Origin of the sequence: Nonomuraea sp. NBC_00507, from assembly GCF_036013525.1 — a bacterium.
Taxonomy (GTDB): Bacteria; Actinomycetota; Actinomycetes; order Streptosporangiales; family Streptosporangiaceae; genus Nonomuraea.
Map to the genome: position 1 here is coordinate 9,223,765 of NZ_CP107853.1, position 18,079 is coordinate 9,241,843.

Below are 18,079 nucleotides of genomic sequence, written 5' to 3' on the forward strand. Positions count from 1 at the left end.
AGTACGAACGTGATCGATAGAGCGGACCCCACTCTCCTCGCCGCGGTGGAAGCCGCCGTTCCGGGAATCACCAGAACGCGCGCGAGCGACCGGCTCGGCATGGCCCACGACGCCTCGCACTACCTGCTCACCCCGCAGGCCGTGCTGGTCCCCGAAAGCGCCGAGCAGGTCGCCGCGCTGCTGCGCACCGGCCTCCCCCTCACCTTCCGCTCCGGTGGCACCAGCCTGAGCGGGCAGGGCGTCAGCGAGCATCTCCTCGTGGACACCCGTCGGCACTTCCGTGGAATCGAGGTGCTGGACGAGGGGCAGCGGGTGCGCGTGCAGCCGGGCGCGGTGCTGCGGCACGTCAACGCCCGCCTCGCCCCGTACGGCCGCAAGCTCGGCCCCGACCCGGCCAGCGAGTCGGCGTGCACGATCGGCGGCGTCGTGGCCAACAACTCCAGCGGCATGACCTGCGGCACGCACGCCAACACCTACCGAACCCTGGACTCGATGACGATCGTGCTGCCCAGCGGCACCGTCATCGACACCGGCGCCCCCGACGCCGACAAGCGCCTGCGCACGCTCGAACCCGAGCTGGCGCAGGGCCTGGAACGGCTGCGCGACCGCGTGCGGGACAATCCCGGCTCGGTCCGCCGGATCACCGCCCAGTTCTCGCTCAAGAACACCATGGGATACGGCCTCAACAGCTTCCTCGACCACCACTCCCCCGCGCAGATCCTCGCCCACCTGGTCATCGGCAGCGAGGGCACGCTCGGCTTCGTCGCCGAGGCCGTCTTCCGCACGGTGCCCGCGCACCGCTTGGCCGCCACCGGCCTGCTCGTCTTCCCCACCCTGCGCCAGGCCATGGCCTCCATGCCCGACCTGGTCGCCGTCGAGCCCGCCGCCGTCGAGCTGCTGGACGCCGAGTCGCTGCGGGTGGCCCAGAGCGACCCCCAAGCCGAGGACGTCCTGCGTACGCTTGCCGTCGCCGACCACGCGGCGCTCCTGGTCGAATGGCAGGAGTCCGACTCCGACCGGCTGTCCGAGCGCGAACGCGCCGCCGGCGAGCTGTTCCCCTCGCTGTCGCTGGCGGCGCCCGCCCGGCTGAGCAGGGAGGCCGGTGGCAGGGCGGCGTTGTGGCACATCCGCAAGGGCCTGTACGCCTCCGTCGCCGGCGCCCGGCCCAGCGGCACCACCGCGCTGCTGGAGGACGTCGCCGTCCCCGTGCCCGCCCTGGCCGAGCTGTGCGATGAGCTGACCGCCCTGTTCGTGCGGCACCGGTACGAGCGCAGCGTCATCTTCGGCCACGCCAAGGACGGCAACCTGCACTTCATGCTCAACGAGCGCTTCGACACGGAGCTGGAGCGCTACGCCGGCTTCACCGAGGACATGGTGGAGGCCGTCCTGTCGCGGGGCGGCACGCTGAAGGCCGAGCACGGCACCGGGCGGGTCATGGCCCCGTTCGTCCGCCGCCAGTACGGCGACGAGCTGTACGAGGTGATGCGCGAGATCAAGCGCCTGTGCGACCCGGACGGCACGCTCAACCCCGGCGTCGTCCTCACCGACCGCGACGACGCCCACCTGCGCGACCTCAAGGCCGTCGTCACCGTCGAACCCGAAGTGGACCGGTGCGTGGAGTGCGGCTACTGCGAACCCGTCTGCCCCAGCCGGGACCTGACCACCACCCCTCGCCAGCGCATCGTGCTGCGGCGCGAGCTGGCCGCCGCCGTTTCCGCCGGCGACCATGCCCTTGCCCGCGAGCTGGAGGCCGAGTACGGCTACGACGCCGTGGACACCTGCGCCGTGGACGGCATGTGCGCCACCGCCTGCCCCGTCGGCATCAACACCGGCGACCTGACCAAGCGCCTGCGCGCCGAACGCCACGGCCGCGTGGCGCAGCAGGGCTGGAAGTCGGCCGCCAAGCACTGGGACGGCGTCACCCGGGCGATGAACCTCGCTCTGGACACCGCCGCCGCCACTCCGGCCGCGCTGCCCGAGGCCGCCGGCCGCGCCGCCCGCGCCCTCACCACCCCCGAGAGCGTCCCCCAGTGGAGCCGCGACCTGCCGCGCGGCGGAATGCGCCGCCGTCCGCTACCGAATCCCGATGCCGACGCGGTCTACCTTCCGTCCTGCCTGAACACCGTGTTCGCCCCCGCCGACGGCGGGCCCGGCGTGATGATCGCGTTCGCGCGGCTGGCCAGGCGTGCGGGCGTGCGACTGCACGTGCCGGAGGGGATCGGCGGGCTGTGCTGCGGCACGCCCTGGTCGTCCAAGGGCTACACCGACGGCTACGAGACGATGGCCGACCGCGTGCGCGACGCGCTCCTCGACGCCACGGACGGAGGCCGCATCCCGGTGATCAGCGACGCCGCCTCCTGCACCGAAGGCTTCGATCGCCTCGCGGAGGCGCTGCCCGTCCGGGTGCTCGACGCCGTGGCCTACACCGCCGAGCATCTCCTGCCCCGCCTCCCCGAGCCTCGCCGCCTCGCTTCCCTCGCCCTCCATCCCACCTGCTCGTCCACTCGCCTGGGTCTGGACGCGGCCATCTCTGAAATCGCCCGAGCCATCGCCGACCACGTGGTAGTTCCGGAGGGCTGGCAGTGCTGCGCCTTCGCCGGCGACCGCGGCCTGCTGCACCCCGAGCTGACCGCCTCCGCCACCCACGCTGAAGCCATATCCGTCAAGTCCGGGGACTTCGCCGCGCACGCCTCGCTCAACCGCACCTGCGAACTCGGCCTCACCCGCGCCACCGCCCGGGTGTACCACCACCTCCTCGAACTGCTCGACCAGGCCACCGCCTGAGAACCGTGCGGTGGGCACGACCCATCCGTCCCTGCCACCTCGGATGCGCCCCCGCCGTGCGCTGGCACAGCTACGCCGAGTGGGCCAGACGGTGGACTGGGACAGAATCCTCGCGGGACAGTACAGCTGGATCAGCCCGCGCCGGGGACGCCGGATGAAGTTAGCGGAAGGGGCACATGCTGAGCTGCTGCACGGGGGACGACGCCGTCGCCGGCCCGCTCGACGACGAGGCGGCGCGCCGTGTGGCGGCACCGCGGCCGCATCGTCGAACGCGACTCCACCGACCAGGTCCTCACCGATCCCGGCCACGACTACACCCGCAGCCTGCTTGCCGCACTGCCCCGACCGGGCTGGCGACCGGTGTCAGCACGGTGAACCGCCGCCGGGCCGCCGCCGTCGGGGGCCGCGGGCGCCTGGGCGAGCGCGGCGGAGGCGCCCCACGCGTCGGCGGCGTGCCCGGCGAAGGATGCCGCCGGTGCCGAGCCGGCCGCGCTGGCGGCGCCACTGCTCCAGCGCATCGCATCACGCGCGGGCACTCCCGTGTCAGTGGACGTGGGAGCCGCCATTGACGTCGTAGGTGGCACCGGTGATGTAGCCGGACTCCTCCCGGCACAGGTACGCGACGAGGTCGCCGACGTCTTCGACATTGCCCAGTCGTCCCACGGGCGTCCCCGCCAGGAGCCGCGCCTTGTGCTCGTCGTCCAGGGCGCCGCCGGTGATGTCGGTGTCGATGAGCCTGGGTGCGACGGCGTTGGCGGTCACGCCGGCCGGTCCGAGCTCGCGGGCCAGGGCCCTGGCGAAACCGAGCTGGGCGGCCTTGGCTGCGGAGTAGGCCACGGCGCCGAAGACGCCGCCGCCGCGCTCGGCCGAAACCGACGACAGGAAGACGATCCGGCCGAAGCCGCGCTCGGCCATGCCTGGGGCGACGCGGCGGGTGACGTTGTAGGCGCCGCGTACGTTGACGGCGAAGACGCGGTCCCATTCCGTGCCGGTGACCTGCAGGAACGGGATCGGTGAGGTGATGCCGGCGTTGTTGACGAGGGCTCCGGCGGGACGTCACTGGTCACTCCCCTGGCAACTCGCCCGGCGCTGCAGTGGCGTCGTCGTGGCCTCAGGGGCAAAAGCACGCGGATCCAATGGCGGCACCGGCTGGGCGGCGGGTCAGACCGGGCGACCGGCGGTGCCGAGGGTGCGATAGCGCTTGAGGCGGGCGGCGAGGCGCTCGGCGGGGTCGGCCCGCAGCACCTGGAGGAGTTGGCGTTCGAGTTCGCGCCCCGCCCGCCGGCAGAACTCCTGCGACTCGTCGGCGGCGTCGGGATGCTCGGGGATGATCCGGTCGGCGATGCCGTTGGCGACCAGGTCGGCGGACCGGACGCCCTGCGCCGCCGCCGTCTGAGGAGCGTGCCGCGTGTCGCGGTGGACGATGGCGCTCGCGCCCTCCGGAGGCAGCGGGGAGAGCCAGCCGTGCTGCGCGACGAGCACCCGGTCACACGGGATGAGCGCGAGGGCGCCTCCGCCGCTGCCCTGCCCGAGCAGCAAGGAGAGCGTCGGCGCTTCGAGGGTGACGAGTTCGGCCAGGCAGCGGGCGATCTCCCCGGCCATCCCGCCCTCCTCCGCCTCGCTGGACAAGGCCGCGCCCGGAGTGTCGATGACGGTGACAAGCGGCAGGTTGAGCTCGTGTGCCAGTCGCATGCCGCGGCGCGCCTCGCGGAGCGCGGCCGGTCCCATCGGGCTCGTGGCCGTCTGGCCTCGCCGGTCCTGGCCGAGCAGCACGCACGGCGCGTTGCCGAAGCGGGCCAGCGCCAGCAGCAGGCCGGAGTCCTTCTCCCCCGCGCCGGTTCCGTACAGCGGCAGCACGTCCGTTGCGGCGTACCGGAGCAGTTGCCGGACGCCGGGCCGGTCGGGCCGCCGGGAGACGGTGATCGATTCCCAGGCGGGCACGTCGGGCAAGGGCTCCTCCAGCGGGTCCGCGGTCTCGGGCGGGCTGTCCGCACGCGGGAGCAGGATGCGCAGTGCGCGGTCCGTGACGTCGGCCAGTGCCTCGGGCGGCAGCACGGCGTCGATGAGGCCGTGCCGGTACAGGTTCTCCGCGACCTGGACGCCTTCCGGGAACGGCTCACCGTACAGGGCCTCGTAGACGCGTGGACCGAGGAAGCCGATCCGCGCGCCCGGCTCGGCGACCGTGATGTGACCGAGCGAGCCCCATGAGGCGAACACGCCGCCAAAGGTCGGATTCCGCAGATAGACCAAGTACGGCAGGCCCGCGGCCTTGTGGTGCACGATCGCCGCGGAGATCTTCACCATCTGCAGGAACGCGACCGTACCCTCCTGCATCCTGGTGCCGCCGGAGGTCGGCGCCGCCAGCAGCGGAAGCCGCTCCCTGGTGGCCCGCTCCACCGCGGCCACCAGGCGTTCCGCTGTGGCGACCCCGATGGATCCGGCGAGGAAGCCGAACTCGCAGGCGATCACCGCGACGCGGCGGCCGCGAAGCCGGCCCGCTCCGGTGATCACGGCCTCGTCCAGGCCGGTCTGCTCGCGCGCCGCGGCGACGTCGGGATCGGTCGCCGGGCCGAGCGGCTGATCCCAGCATTCGAAGCCGTCGACCGCGAGTTCGATCAGCTCGCGCGCGGTCAGCCGGGTCACGTGCCCTCCAGCCAGGATCGGATCGCCTGCTCGTCGGCGTTGAGCAAGGGCGGGGCGGCATGGTCGGCGCGGGTGGTCTCCCGCTCTCCGTCCGGCCTGGCCGCCTCGAAGAACCGCAACGGCGGCCCCGGCAGCGCAACCGTCCCGAGGTGAGGGTGCTCGACCTCGATGAGCAGCCCCTGCGCGCGGGTCTGCTCCCACGCGTACACCTCGTCCAGGCCGCGTACGCGGCCGGCGGGCACGCCGATCTCGGCGAGCCGCGCCAGCAGCTCATCGCCATCGAAACCGGCGAAAACCTCCTCGATCCGCGCCACCAGCGTCGGCCCGGCCGCCACCCGCTCGGCGTTCACCGCCATCCCCGGCTCCTGCGGATCGAGCCCGAATCCGGCGCAGAACCGCTGCCACAGGCTCTCGCTCCCCACTGCGATCTGCACCGCGCCGTCCCGGCAGCGGAACAGCCCGTACGGCGCGATCGACGGATGATGGTTGCCCTGCGCGCGACCGACCTCGCCGGCGACGGTCCACCGGGTGCCCTGGAAGGCGTGCACGCCGACGATGCTCGCGAGCAAGGACGTCCGCACGACTTGGCCCCGTCCTGTCCGTTCCCGCTCCAGCAGGGCGGACACGACGCCGAACGCGCCGTACATGCCGGCCAGCAGGTCGCCGATCGGCACCCCCACCCGCTGCGGATCATCAGGCCCGGACCCGGTCAGCGACATCAGGCCCACTTCGCCCTGCGCGATCTGGTCGTAGCCGGCCCGGCCCGCCTCCGGCCCGTCGTGCCCGAACCCGGTGATCGAGAGCACCACCAGCCGCGGGTTCAGCTCGAGCAGCCGGGCGGTGGTGAACCCGAGCCGGTCGAGCACGCCGGTGCGGAAGTTCTCCAGCAGCACGTCCGCCTTGCGGACCAGCGCCTCCAGAGTCGCCCGGCCGTCCTCGCCCTTCAGGTCCAGCGCGATCGACTGCTTGTTGCGGTTGCAGGACAGGAAGTACGTCGATTCGCCCGCCACGAACGGCGGTCCCCAGCCGCGCGTGTCGTCGCCGGTGCCGGGCGACTCCACCTTGATCACCCGAGCCCCGAGATCGCCCAGCATCATCCCGGCATGCGGCCCGGCGAGCGCTCTGGTGAGATCGACGACGACGTATCCCGCCAGCGGCCCTGCGCTCATGCCAGCCATCCGGGCAGGACCAGAGCGGCCCAGGACAGCACGGGCGCAACCACGACGATGGTCATGCCCCAGGCCATCAGGCGTTTGAACACCTCGTCGCGGACCGTGATGTCGGAGTTGGCGACGACGAGCGCGCCGTTGGTGGAGAACGGGCTGCAGTCGACCACCGAGGACGAGATCGCCAGCGCCGCGATCAGTCCGATCGCGCTGACCTGCCCCGTCTGCAGGAACGGCACGGCGAGCGGGATGAGCGCGCCGAGGATCCCCGTCGTGGAGGCGAACGCGGACACCACCGCGCCGATCAGGCAGATCAGGAACGCGGCCACCAGCGGCGTGCCGACGTGCGCGACGCCGTCGCCCAGCCATTTCACCGTGCCCTGATCCTCCAGCAGCGAGACGTAGGTGACGATGCCGCCGATGAGAAGCACGGTGCCCCAACTGATCTTGTCGACCGCGCCCCGAGCGGCGGAGGGGAAGATCAGGGTGAGCGTGACCGCCACGGCCAGCGCGAGGAAGCCGACGTCCAGCCCGAAAGCCAGGGCTCCCACCCCGAGGGCGAGCAGGCCGGCCAGTGTGAGCGCACGGGGCGCGTCGAGCCTGGAAAGGTCGTCATCGCCCGTTCCCCCGTGACCAGAGCGGCGGCGCGTCTCACGCCCCGCACCGGCCGACCCCGCACCGGCCTCCGCGAGCACCATGGCCTCGGTCTCGGCCGCTTCGCGCCCGCGCCGGAGCAGCTCCCGGCCGCCGAGGAAAGCGAAGGCGATCAGGCTGATCAGCGCGCACGCACCCATCGCGCTGAGGAACAGGATGGCCGGGCTGCTCGCAAGCCCGCTCTTGCTGACCACCCCTGTGGTGATCGCGCCGAAGATGCCGATCGGTGAGAAGCTTCCGCCCGTAGCTCCCTGGACCACCAGCACGCCCATCAGCACGGGATTGATCCGGTACCGGGTCGCGAAACCCATCGCCACCGGTGCCACGAGGGCCACGGCCGCCGGGCTGGCTGCGCCGATCGCGGTGATCGCTGCGCACACCAAGAACATCACCCACGGCACCAGGGCGACGCGGCCGCGGACCGCGACGATCGACTTGTGCACGATCCAGTCGACGGTGCCGTTGTTCTTGGCGAGCGCGAACAGGTACGTGACCCCGACCAGGATGACGAACAGGTTCGCCGGGAAGCCGCCGAGCACGTCGGCCACTTCCACGCCGAACACGGTGGTGCCCACGACGAACGCGGCCACCAGGGCCAGCGCACCCATGTTGATGGATCTGACACCGGCTACCACGAACACCAGCACCAGCACGACCAGTGCGACGACTTCGGATGACACCGGGACCTCCTCTGTTGGGTGACTGCCCGGTTACGATCCCATTTCCGGATTGGCCTAGCCTCTGCTCCACTAGGCCTCATTGTCAATACACTGTTTCCCGTGACCAAGAAGCGTCAGCAGACCACCGCCACACCTGGTCGCCTTCAGCGTCCGCGGTTGTACGAGCAACTCGCCGACCACATCGCGAGCTTCATCGAAGCCCAGGGGCTCTCCCCAGGGGACCGGCTGCCTCCAGAACGCCTGCTGGCCGCCGAGCTCGGCGTCAGCCGTGCGACCCTGAGCCGTGCCCTGGTGGCGCTCGAGGTCCAGGGCCGGGTGGAGGTGCAGCACGGCAACGGCGCCGTGGTGCTCCCACCCACTTCACAGGATGCGGATCCGGACCTGCCGCCAGTGCTGGAGGGCCGCGACGCGGTCGAGATCGCCCAGGCGCGCGCGGCCGTGATGGCGGGGCTCGCCCGTGGCGCGGCCGCGCACCCGGACCGAAGCCTGCGCCTGGCCCTGCTGGGGCCGGACGGCCGGCCCGTCGAGTTCGCCGACGTCTGGCAGCACGTACGCCGGCTCGCCGGTCCTGGCCTGCTGGCGGACCTCGACGATCTCCTGTCGAGCGCCATGCCGCGTGAAGACGGAACCGTCGTCTCGACCAGCCGGCTGCATTCGCTGGCCCACGCCGTGGTCGCCGGCGACGGCGATGCCGCCGCAACCGCCTGTGCACACCTTTTCGAAGCCGACGATGACCACCAGCAGGCCGGCCTGCCGCCGGCACCCGTGGCGCCCGGCTAGGGCACCTTTGGCGCCCTAGCCGCACGCCACCAGGCCACAGGCCACCGGTGCGTCTGCCACCAGGCGTATCGCCACCGAGCGTGCCGCCTGGTGCGTGCCACCGGGCGCACGCCGTGGGCGCATAGCGCGGCGCGTGCCACCGCCTCGCATACCGCCCCGCGGCCCTGGGTCCGGACCACCGGGTGGGTGCATTTCCCCGACGACGGCTGCGTCGCGCCAGGGCACATCTATCGACGGATGTTCAGCCGTGGTGCGGTCCGGGGCGAACTCGGCGAGCGACGGCCACGGCACGGACCTGCCGGCGCCGGGCGCGCCGGCAGGGTCCGGATCGATGGCTGACAAAGGTGTCTCCTCCACGACGTCGACTGCCCGCCGCACCGACGAACAGCGCCGCGAGTATCCGACCTCACACCCGCTCGGACAACGCAGATGTCCGTTCAACGGGCATCGGCGTGCGAGTGAGCCTCGCGCCCATTCCTCCGGAGGAGCGCGTCCTGATGTGCGGAGCTCCGTTCGGCGGCGGCGAGATCGACGCATGAGCCACCTCGCAGTGACCGCGAAGGAGCGCCATGTACGACACGACTGACGTTGGAAGTCGGGCGCACTGCTCATCCCCGATCGCCTCTGGCCGAGCGGGGAGATGGCGGTCAGCGTGAAGGCATCTGCATGTGGTTCAAGTCCCTCAGTTTTCCGATGGCTCGGGCAGCGAGCCCTTCGCGACGTGGGCGAGGGTGATCTCGGCGAGCAGGGCTTGCTCGTGGTCGCGTAAGGCGCTCCACACATCCGCCAGCGGTCTGGCCACGCCCGGGTACCCGCCGTGGTCGCTCCCCTCGGGTACGCCTTCGACCACGGCGATGATGTCAGCCAGCGTGATCTCGGCGGCGGGACGGGCCAGCCAGTAGCCACCCTCGGGGCCGCGCTGGCTGTGCAGGAGACCGGCGCGGCGGAGCTGGAGCAGGATGTTGTCGAGGAACTTGCGGGGAATCCCCTGAGCTGCTGCGATCTTGTCGGCCGGCACAGGCCCTGGCGGCGCCGCGGCGAGTTCGGCGGCGGCGCGCAGGGCGTATTGAGTTCGGGCGGAGATCCGCATGCCGCTCAGTTGGTGACCTGGTGCAGGCCCCAGCGGCGCCGCAACGCGCCGTCGGCTGCGCCGAAGAGGCGGTCGATGAGGATGCCGATGGCCAGGATGACGATCATGGTGGCGAGCAGGCCGGCCGAGTCGGCCAGTTCGCGGGCGAAGTGCAACTGTTCCCCCAGGGAGGGCCTGTTGGCGATGATGACGAGCAGTTCGCCGGCCATCAGGGAGCGCCAGGCGAACGCCCAGCCCTGCTTGAGCCCCGCCAGGAAGGACGGCAGCGAGGCGGGCAGGATGACGTGCCGGTACAGGGCGAGGCGGCGGAAGCCCAGCATGTGCCCGGCCCGCAGCAGGATCGGCGGGGTGTAGTCGACGCCGGCGATCAGGCCGTTGGCGACGGAAGGAGCGGCGCCGAGCACGACGACGAAGAGGATCGCACTCTCGCTCAGCCCGAACAACAAGATGGCGAGCGGGAACCAGGCGATGGACGGCATGGTCTGCAACCCGGTGATCAGCGACCCGACGGCCCGGCGCAGCGGCCGGATACGCGAGACAAGGGCGCCGACGACGAGTCCGACGGCGATGGCCGCCGCGAAGCCGGTCACGGCGCGGCGCATGGTGACCGCGACGGCCTGGTAGAACTCGGCCTCCCCGAGGCGGTGGCCCAGCTCGGTCAGGGTGGTCACCGGGCCGGCGAAGACGTACTCCGGCCACCAGCCGGCCAGGACCACCGCCTGCCAGGCGAGGAGGGTGATGGCGATCGCCGAGGCCACCGGCCACAGCCCCGACCAGGCGCGCGTGGCCAGGCCTGCACGTCGGCGGTCGGCGAGTTCGAGGGCGTCGAGCCCGGCGATCTGCCGGGCGTGGGTGTCAACGGCCATGACGCAGGACCTCCTGGCGCAGCCGGTCGGTGATCTCAGCGGCCTGCTCCGCCACCTCGGCCGAGTCGGTGCGGCGGGGCCGGGGCAGCGTCACAGGGAAGTCCTCGACCACCCGCCCCGGTCGGCTGGACAGCAGCACGACCCGGTCGCCGAGCCGGACGGCCTCGCGGACGTTGTGGGTGACGAACAGGACGGCGAGGGCGCGTTCGCGCCAGATGCGCTCCAGCTCGTCGTGGAGCAGGTCGCGCGTCATCGCATCCAGCGCGCCGAAGGGCTCGTCCATCAGCAGCACGTCGGCGTCCTGGGCGAGCGCGCGGGCCAGGGCGACGCGCTGGCGCATGCCGCCGGACAGCTCGTGCGGGCGCTTGCCGCCGAACCCGCCCAGGTGCACGATCTCCAGGAACTCGGCCGCGCGGGCCCGGCGCTCCTTGCGGGCCACGCTCTTGGCGCGCAGGGCCATCTCGACATTCGCCGAGACGGTCAGCCACGGGAACAGCGCCGGCTCCTGGAACATCAGCGCGACCCGGTCGCGGTCGACGTCGATGCGGCCGGTGGTAGGCGCGTCGAGCCCGGCGACCAACGACAGCAGCGTGCTCTTGCCGCAGCCTGAGGCCCCCAGCAGGCAGACGAACTCGCCCGGCGCCACGTCGAGGGCGACGTCATCGAGGGCCAGCAGGCCGGTCTTGCCCTGGCCGTACATCTTGGAGACGGCCTCCAGCCGCACGGCGGGCTGGTGCCCGCCGTTGCGGCTGCCGGCCTGCTCCGTCAGTGGAGCGGTCATGGGATCTCCTCGGTCGCTTACTTGTCCGAGATGGGGGACTGCCCCTTGGTGGCGAGGACCTCGTTGAGGATCTTCAGGTCGTAGATGCCGTTCAGGTCGACCGGGTCGAGCAGGCCGACCTTGGTGGCGTGCTCGGCGCTGCCGACGAGGGAGGAGGCGATCGGGTCGTTGGTGAAAGTGATGTTCTTGAACGCGCTGTCGAGCACCTCGGGCTTGAGCGGCTTGCCGGTCAGCTTCTGCAGCGCGGCGTTGGCGGTCTGCGCGGCGCCTGCAGAGTCGGAGTTGATGAAGGCGTTGGCCTCGACGTGCGCCTCAATGAGCTTTCGGACGGCCTCAGGGTGCTCCTTGGCGAACTCCTGGCGGACGATCAGATGGGTGATCACGAACTGCTTGTTCGGCCACAGATCGCGCTCGTCGACCAGCACTTTGCCGCCGCTCTCCTCGATGAGGCGGCTGGCGAACGGCTCGGGCACCCAGGCGCCGTCGATGTCGCCGGTGGCGAAGGTCTGAACGGTCTGGGAGTTCTCCTGCGGCACGATGGAGACCTCGCCACCACCCTTGGTGTCGGTTTTGATGCCCTTCTCGGTCAGCCAGTAGCGCAGCGCCACGTCCTGGGTGTTGCCGAGCTGCGGGGTGGCGATCTTCTTGCCCTTGAGGTCCTCCGGCGTATTGATGCCCGGTTTGACCACCAGGAAGACGCCGCCTGATGCCGCCCCCGCGACGATCTTGATGGCCTGCCCCTTGGACTTGGACCAGGCGTTGATGGCGGGGTTCGGACCGATGTAGGTGGCGTCGATCGCCCCGGAGAAGACCGCCTCGATCGCCGCCGGGCCGGCGTTGAACGTGCTGGTCTTCAGCGTCGTGCCGCTTCCCAGGTGCTTGGCGTACAGGCCCTTCTCGACGCCGACGAGAGCGGTGGCGTGGGTGATGTTCGGGAAGAACCCGAGCCGCACCTCCGCCGGCCCGCCGCCGGCGGCCTCGCCCCCGCTTGCGTTACCCCCGCTTGCGCCGCCACCGCAGGCCGCCGCCACGGTCGTGAGCGCCAGGACGGCCAGTGCGGCCACCACCCCGCGAGCCCTGCGTGCGTACATCGGTTTCTCCCAATTTCCCACTTATTTAGTAGCTTTTGTGGAGTTTATAGCCCTACCCGCACGGTCACGTCAAGTCACACCTCGGTGAGACGTGAGCAAGCAGCCACGGTCGGGCGCCGCCGCCACGAGGTTCTTGGAGCAGGGCGTCCCGTCCTGGTTCGAGGGGAACGCGCTGGCCAAGGCCATCGAGTTTCCGGTGTACGCGATCGCGCTCGGCCTGCTCGGCAATGCCGTCCTGACCGCCACGGGGCTGCGGGATCGGCCGGCAGGCGGCTTCCGCACCGAGTTCTTCATCAAGCCGGGACTGGTCTTGCTTGGCGCCTCAATCAACCTCAAAGTGATCGTGACGGCGGCCGGGTCCGTACAGGCCAAGCGCGAGCAACTCGCCTACAGCGCCAGCCTGGTGATCGCCTTCGCGCTACCGTCCATATTCATCCTGCCGACGCTGGCATCCCTGCTCGGATTGAGCCCGGAGGTGGCCGGTGCCTGGATCGGCGGAAACATCGACACGACGGCCGCGGTGACGGCGGCGGGCACGATCGTCGGAGAGGACGCCCTGGCCATTGCGACCATCGTCAAGATCACCCAGAACGCGCCGCCTACCGGCAGGAGGTGGACCGCGTCATCGCCGAGGTGCGCTACTTCGTCGCCGGCTCCGGCATCTTCTACCTGCACGTGAACGGCAAGGTGCACGCGGTGCTGTGCGAGGCCGGCGACCTGCTGAGCGTGCCCAAGAACACCACGCACTGGTTCGACATGGGCACGCGGCCCGACTTCACCGCCATCCGTTTCTTCCACGACGACGACGGCTGGATCGGCGACTTCACCGGCGACCCCATCGCCGAGCGCATCCCGGACTTCGACACGATCACGTCCACCCGTGCCGCCAGTACGGCTGGAGCGTGACCGCTCAGGAAAGCAGCACCATGCCCATGCCCATGGCTGCGCACAGGAGCAGGGTGCGCAGCATCGGCCCGCGGTAGCGCAGCCGTTCCACGTACGGGGCGCCCTTCCATCTGATCACGGGTACGGGCGTCGGCGGGCAAAGCCACCAGCCCGGCGCGTTCGACCTCATGCCGAGGCCTGCTCCTCCTCGGCGGTCCGGACGCGCAGGTCGGTCTCGATCGCCTCGACAGACTCGTGGGCCTTGTCGCGGCGGTATTCGCGCACCGAGTAGGCGATGGCACCGGCCCAGATCACCGCGATGGCGAGGTAGGCGACGGTCTGGACGGCGCCGGAGGCGTCGATCCAGTCGCTGCGCAGCAGGGTGCGGATGTTGGTCAGGACGATCACGCCGCCCACGGCCGAGCCGAGGATGCGCGGCGGGATGTGGCGGACCAGCCAGGCCGCGATCGGCGCGGCGATGACGCCGCCGAGCAGCAGGACGGCGACCCAGGCGAAGTCGATGTTCTCCGAGCCGATGCCGACGAAGAAGCCGACGCTGGCGGCGATCGCGACGAGGAACTCGCTGGCGTCGACGGAGCCGATCACCTTGCGGGGTGCCAGCCGGCCGCTGGCCAGGATGGCGGGGGTGCCGACCGGGCCCCAGCCGCCACCGCCGGTGGCGTCGACGAAGCCGCCCAGCAGGCCGAGCGGGGCCAGGAAGCGCTTGCGCAGCGGCTTGCCGAGGTTGCCGCGCGGCAGCCCGAAGGCGGTGAAGCGGACGAGGATGTAGACGCCGAGGGTCAGCAGGATGATCGACATGACCGGCGCGGCGATCTCGGTGGACAGGCTGGACAGGAACGTCGCGCCGGCGAAGGCGCCGAGCGCGCCGGGGATGCCGATCCTGGCGACGACCTTCCAGTCCACGTTGCCGAAGCGCCAGTGGGAGATGCCCGAGGCGAGCGTGGTGCCGATCTCGGCCAGGTGCACGGTGGCCGAGGCCGCGGCCGCGTTGGTGCCGACGGCCAGCAGCAGCGTGCTGGAGGTGACCCCGTAGGCCATGCCGAGGCTGCCGTCGACGAGCTGGGCCGCGAACCCGACCAGGCCGAGCAGGATGAGCGCTCGCACGATCTCCCCTTTCTCTACTTAATAAGTAGGAATAATCATTTACGAGTCTCATGGTTTCGTCAAGTCCTGCGGATAAACCCATATTTCCTACATAATTTGTTGACTATCTGATCACACTCGATCTACCTTGGGGAACGTGACGACCACGGATCTGACCATCCGGGGCCACGTGGACTACTGCCGCGTGGCCAGCGCGCTGTGTCCCTCCTTCCGACTGCAGGCCAACCCTCAACCGGAAGGACGAAACCCATGTCATCCCTGTCCATCGCCCCTGTAGCCGGTCGCATAGGCGCCCAGATCACCGGCGTGCGGCTCGGCGGCGACCTAACCGCCGACCTGGTCGCGGAGATCCGCCAGGCCCTGCTGCGCCACAAGGTGATCTTCTTTCGCGACCAGGACCACCTCGACGAGCGCAGCCAGGTTGCCTTCGCCAGTCTCCTCGGCGAGCCGACCGCTGCCCACCCGACCGTGCCCGCGCTCGACGGCAACACCCACATCCTCGACCTGGACTACCGCAACGGTCACAAGGTGGACCGCTGGCACACCGACGTCACGTTCGTGGACCGGCCGCCGCTGGCCTCCGTCCTGCGAGCCGTCACCGTCCCCGACTCGGGCGGCGACACGCTCTGGACCAACACCGTCACGGCCTACGAGCACCTGCCCACCGAGTTGCGCGCCCTGCTCGACCGGCTGCGCGCGGTGCACACCAACGCCTACGACTACGCCCGCCTGGCCGGCGCCGACGACCGGAGCCGCGAGTACGCCAAGGTGTTCGCCTCGACGGTGTTCGAAACGGAGCACCCGGTCGTGCGCGTGCACCCAGAGACCGGCGAACGCTCGATCCTGCTCGGCGACTTCGCCAAACACCTGGTAGGCCTGTCCAAGTCCACCTCGGCCGCCCTGATCCGGCTGATCCAGGAGCACGTCACCGAGGTGGAGAACACCGTCCGCTGGCGCTGGGCGCCCGGCGACGTGGCCATCTGGGACAACCGGGCCACCCAGCACCGGGTGGTGCACGACTTCGGCGACCGGCCGCGCCGCCTGCACCGGGTCACCATCGCCGGCGACGTGCCGGTCGGGGTGGACGCGCGGCCCAGCCTGGCGCTGGCGGGTGATGCCGCCGCGTACTCACCGATCGCCGCCTGACCCCGTAGACCGCCGTACGACCCCGGCCCCAACGACGTGGCCGGGGCGTGCGGCCGGGCCTTCGGAGTGCCCCGCCCACCACACACCCGCAGGAAGCCACATGACGTTCCATGGACGTGTCGGCCGGACCGTAGCCGAGTCGGCCCCCTGGTGGCCGGAACAGGTGCGCGCGCCCGAGGGCGCCCCCAACATCGTCCTGGTGCTGCTCGACGACATGGGCTTCGCCGACATCGGGCCGTACGGCTCCGAGATCGACACCCCCACGCTCGACCGGCTCGCCGCCCGCGGCCTGCGCTTCACCAACTACCACACCACCCCGCTCTGCTCCCCCTCCCGCGCCAGCCTGCTGACCGGGCTCAATCACCACCGGGCGGGGTACGCCTTCGTGGCCAACGCCGATCCCGGCTTCCCCGGCTACGCCTTCGAGATCGCCGACGACGTGCCGACGTTGCCTGAGATCCTGCGCGGAGCCGGGTACGCCACCTTCGCGGTCGGCAAGTGGCACCTGACCAAGGACGCCACGATGCACGACGGCGCTCCCCGCTCCTCCTGGCCGACGCAGAAGGGCTTCGACCGCTTCTACGGCATCCTGGAGGGGCTGACGTCGCTGCACCATCCGCACCGCCTGGTGCGCGACAACTCCCCGATCGAGACCGACGCCTACCCCGAGGGCTACTACTTGACCGACGACCTCACCGACGAGGCCATCGGGATGATCAAGTCGTTGCGGGCGCACGACGCGCGCAAACCGTACTTCCTCTATCTGGCGCATCCGGCGGTGCACGGCCCGCTCATGGCCAAGCCCGCCGACATCGCGAAATATCGGGGCAAATATGGGAAGGGCTGGGACGCACTGCGTGAGGAGCGGTTCGCCAGGCAACTCTCCGACGGGCTCTTCCCCGAAGGTACCGCGCTGCCTCCGCGCAACAGCGAACCCTTCCACGACGTCCCCGTCTGGGATTCGCTCCCCGCGGAGGAGCGGGAGCTGTTCGCCCGGTACCAGGAGGTCTACGCCGCGATGGTCGACAACGTCGATCAGAACCTGGGCCGCCTGCTGACCGTGATCGAGCAGTACGGAGAGCTCGACAACACCATCGTCATCTTCACCTCGGACAACGGCGGCACCGGCGAGGGCGGCGCGCGCGGCACCCGCTCCTACTTCAAAGCGTTCGGCAACCGGGCCGCGCTCAGCGTCGACTGGGGTCCTGACGTGCCGCGTGATCCCGAGCTGATCGGCGGGCCGCAGGCGATGGTCCACTACCCGCGGGGCTGGGGCATGGCCTCCAACACGCCCTTCCGCCTGTACAAGGGCACCACCCACGAGGGCGGCGTACGCGCGCCGTTCCTCCTGTCCTGGCCCGCCAGGCTGCGTGAGGCGGGACTGCGCGACGGCTACCAGTACGTCACCGACGTGCTCCCCTCACTGCTGGAGCTCGCCGGCGTGACCCGTCCCGAGCCCGCGGCGAAGCTGGACGGGACATCCTTCGCCGACGCCCTGACCGACCCGGCGGCGCCCAGCACCCACCGCGAGCAGTACGCCGAGATGACCGGCAACCGCGCCTTCCACCGCGACGGCTGGAAACTCGTCGCCCTGCACCGTCCCGGCCGTCCCCACGAAGACGACCCCTGGGAGCTGTACGACCTGCGCGCCGACCCTACCGAGGCCCGCGACCTGGCCGCCGACCACCCTGAGCTGGTGGCCGAGCTGGCCGCGGCGTGGGAGAGCGCCGCCTGGCAGAACCAGGTGTTCCCGCTCGACGACGGCACCGGCTACCTCTGGACCGCCCGTCCGCCCGCGGAGGCCACCTTCCACGAGCCCGTCACCCTTCTGCCCGGCACGCCCACGCTGGAGCGCTACCGCGCCGCCCAGCTGATCGCGTTCCGTGACTTCCGCATCGACGTGCGGCTCACCCACGGCCCCTCCGACCAGGGCGTGCTCGTGGCCCATGGCGATCAGGGCGGCGGCTACGTCCTCTACGTCGAGGACGGCCGCGTCCATCTGGCCTACAACGAGTACGGCGAGCTGAAGGTGGTCGCCGCTGATCACCTAAGGCCGGGCTCGCACGTGGTCTCGCTGACCGCCACCGCGCTGCCCGGCTTCCGCTGGGACCTGCGGCTGGAGCTGGACGGTCGCCGTGGCGCCGAGCTGGAGGGGGTCCGCATGCTGATCGGGCTGGCTCCGCTGGAGGGCATCGATGTCGGCATCGACCGCCGCTCCCCCGTCTCCTGGCCCGTCTACGAACGCCACGGCCCCTTCCCCTACAGCGGCGATCTGATCTCCGTCACCTACCGGCCCGGAGCGCCTGCCGCCTACGACCCGAAGGAGGTCCTGGCCACCCTACGCGCCGCCGCCGACTCCTTCGACTGAGCCGCGCGACCGGGTTTGAC

15 protein-coding genes and 1 pseudogene are annotated in these 18,079 nt (G+C 71.0%); 6 read left to right on the forward strand and 10 right to left on the reverse strand.

All coding sequences use genetic code 11. From position 1 onward, the window contains the following. Positions 1 to 9 precede the first annotated feature (9 nt). The gene (locus OHA25_RS44450; protein WP_327582923.1) at positions 10 to 2,784 is read left to right on the forward strand and encodes an FAD-binding and (Fe-S)-binding domain-containing protein; all 2,775 of its coding nucleotides are present in this window, start codon (positions 10 to 12) and stop codon (positions 2,782 to 2,784) included. Positions 2,785 to 3,095: 311 nt separating this feature from the next. Here OHA25_RS44450 and OHA25_RS44455 read toward each other — a convergent pair whose 3' ends face one another. From OHA25_RS44455 to OHA25_RS44475, 5 genes and pseudogenes are all read right to left on the reverse strand, one after another. Next, the gene (locus OHA25_RS44455; RefSeq protein ID WP_327582924.1) at positions 3,096 to 3,302 is read right to left on the reverse strand and encodes a hypothetical protein; all 207 of its coding nucleotides are present in this window, start codon (positions 3,300 to 3,302) and stop codon (positions 3,096 to 3,098) included. A 25-nt stretch (positions 3,303 to 3,327) separates the two neighbouring features. Further along, positions 3,328 to 3,816: pseudogene (locus OHA25_RS44460) on the reverse strand (SDR family NAD(P)-dependent oxidoreductase); the annotation flags it as partial. 129 nt (positions 3,817 to 3,945) lie between these two features. After that, positions 3,946 to 5,427, reverse strand: coding sequence for a carboxyl transferase domain-containing protein (locus OHA25_RS44465; RefSeq protein ID WP_327582925.1), 1,482 nt, complete (start codon positions 5,425 to 5,427; stop codon positions 3,946 to 3,948). Continuing rightward, entirely contained in the window at positions 5,424 to 6,596 is a 1,173-nt protein-coding gene (locus OHA25_RS44470; protein WP_327582926.1) for a CaiB/BaiF CoA transferase family protein, read from the reverse strand. The genes OHA25_RS44465 and OHA25_RS44470 overlap by 4 nt, the downstream gene beginning before the upstream one ends. Then, complete coding sequence (locus tag OHA25_RS44475; protein WP_327582927.1) at positions 6,593 to 7,927, reverse strand: SLC13 family permease; 1,335 nt, start codon at positions 7,925 to 7,927, stop codon at positions 6,593 to 6,595. The genes OHA25_RS44470 and OHA25_RS44475 overlap by 4 nt, the downstream gene beginning before the upstream one ends. 99 nt (positions 7,928 to 8,026) lie before the next feature. Between OHA25_RS44475 and OHA25_RS44480 the strand changes: the two genes are divergently transcribed. After that, the gene (locus OHA25_RS44480) at positions 8,027 to 8,707 is read left to right on the forward strand and encodes a FadR/GntR family transcriptional regulator (RefSeq protein WP_327582928.1); all 681 of its coding nucleotides are present in this window, start codon (positions 8,027 to 8,029) and stop codon (positions 8,705 to 8,707) included. A 682-nt stretch (positions 8,708 to 9,389) separates the two neighbouring features. On the opposite strand, the gene OHA25_RS44485 is transcribed toward OHA25_RS44480, so the two are convergent. From OHA25_RS44485 to OHA25_RS44500, 4 genes are read right to left on the reverse strand one after another with little or no spacing between them, the layout of a single operon-like run. Continuing rightward, entirely contained in the window at positions 9,390 to 9,797 is a 408-nt protein-coding gene (locus OHA25_RS44485) for an RrF2 family transcriptional regulator (RefSeq protein ID WP_327582929.1), read from the reverse strand. Positions 9,798 to 9,802: 5 nt separating this feature from the next. Further along, positions 9,803 to 10,663 (reverse strand): ABC transporter permease, encoded by an 861-nt coding sequence (locus OHA25_RS44490; RefSeq protein WP_327582930.1) that lies wholly within the window; start codon positions 10,661 to 10,663, stop codon positions 9,803 to 9,805. Then, the gene (locus OHA25_RS44495) at positions 10,653 to 11,444 is read right to left on the reverse strand and encodes an ABC transporter ATP-binding protein (RefSeq protein WP_327582931.1); all 792 of its coding nucleotides are present in this window, start codon (positions 11,442 to 11,444) and stop codon (positions 10,653 to 10,655) included. Before OHA25_RS44495 ends, OHA25_RS44490 begins: the two co-directional genes overlap by 11 nt. Positions 11,445 to 11,461: 17 nt before the next feature. Beyond that, a complete protein-coding gene (locus OHA25_RS44500) occupies positions 11,462 to 12,535 on the reverse strand; it encodes an ABC transporter substrate-binding protein (protein ID WP_327582932.1) in 1,074 nt (357 codons plus the stop codon). 91 nt (positions 12,536 to 12,626) lie between these two features. Between OHA25_RS44500 and OHA25_RS44505 the strand changes: the two genes are divergently transcribed. Together OHA25_RS44505 and OHA25_RS44510 are read left to right on the forward strand one after the other, a co-directional pair. After that, positions 12,627 to 13,214, forward strand: coding sequence for a putative sulfate exporter family transporter (locus OHA25_RS44505; protein WP_327582933.1), 588 nt, complete (start codon positions 12,627 to 12,629; stop codon positions 13,212 to 13,214). After that, positions 13,148 to 13,441, forward strand: a complete 294-nt coding sequence (locus OHA25_RS44510; RefSeq protein ID WP_327582934.1) for a hypothetical protein — start codon at positions 13,148 to 13,150, stop codon at positions 13,439 to 13,441. Before OHA25_RS44505 ends, OHA25_RS44510 begins: the two co-directional genes overlap by 67 nt. A gap of 165 nt (positions 13,442 to 13,606) precedes the next feature. On the opposite strand, the gene OHA25_RS44515 is transcribed toward OHA25_RS44510, so the two are convergent. Then, positions 13,607 to 14,545: a sulfite exporter TauE/SafE family protein gene (locus OHA25_RS44515; RefSeq protein ID WP_327580480.1), complete on the reverse strand. Its 939-nt coding sequence runs from the start codon at positions 14,543 to 14,545 to the stop codon at positions 13,607 to 13,609. A gap of 249 nt (positions 14,546 to 14,794) precedes the next feature. Between OHA25_RS44515 and OHA25_RS44520 the strand changes: the two genes are divergently transcribed. Next, positions 14,795 to 15,691: a TauD/TfdA dioxygenase family protein gene (locus OHA25_RS44520; protein ID WP_327582935.1), complete on the forward strand. Its 897-nt coding sequence runs from the start codon at positions 14,795 to 14,797 to the stop codon at positions 15,689 to 15,691. Between the two features lie 100 nt (positions 15,692 to 15,791). Beyond that, entirely contained in the window at positions 15,792 to 18,059 is a 2,268-nt protein-coding gene (locus OHA25_RS44525) for an arylsulfatase (RefSeq protein ID WP_327582936.1), read from the forward strand. The last annotated feature ends 20 nt before the right edge of the window (positions 18,060 to 18,079 follow it).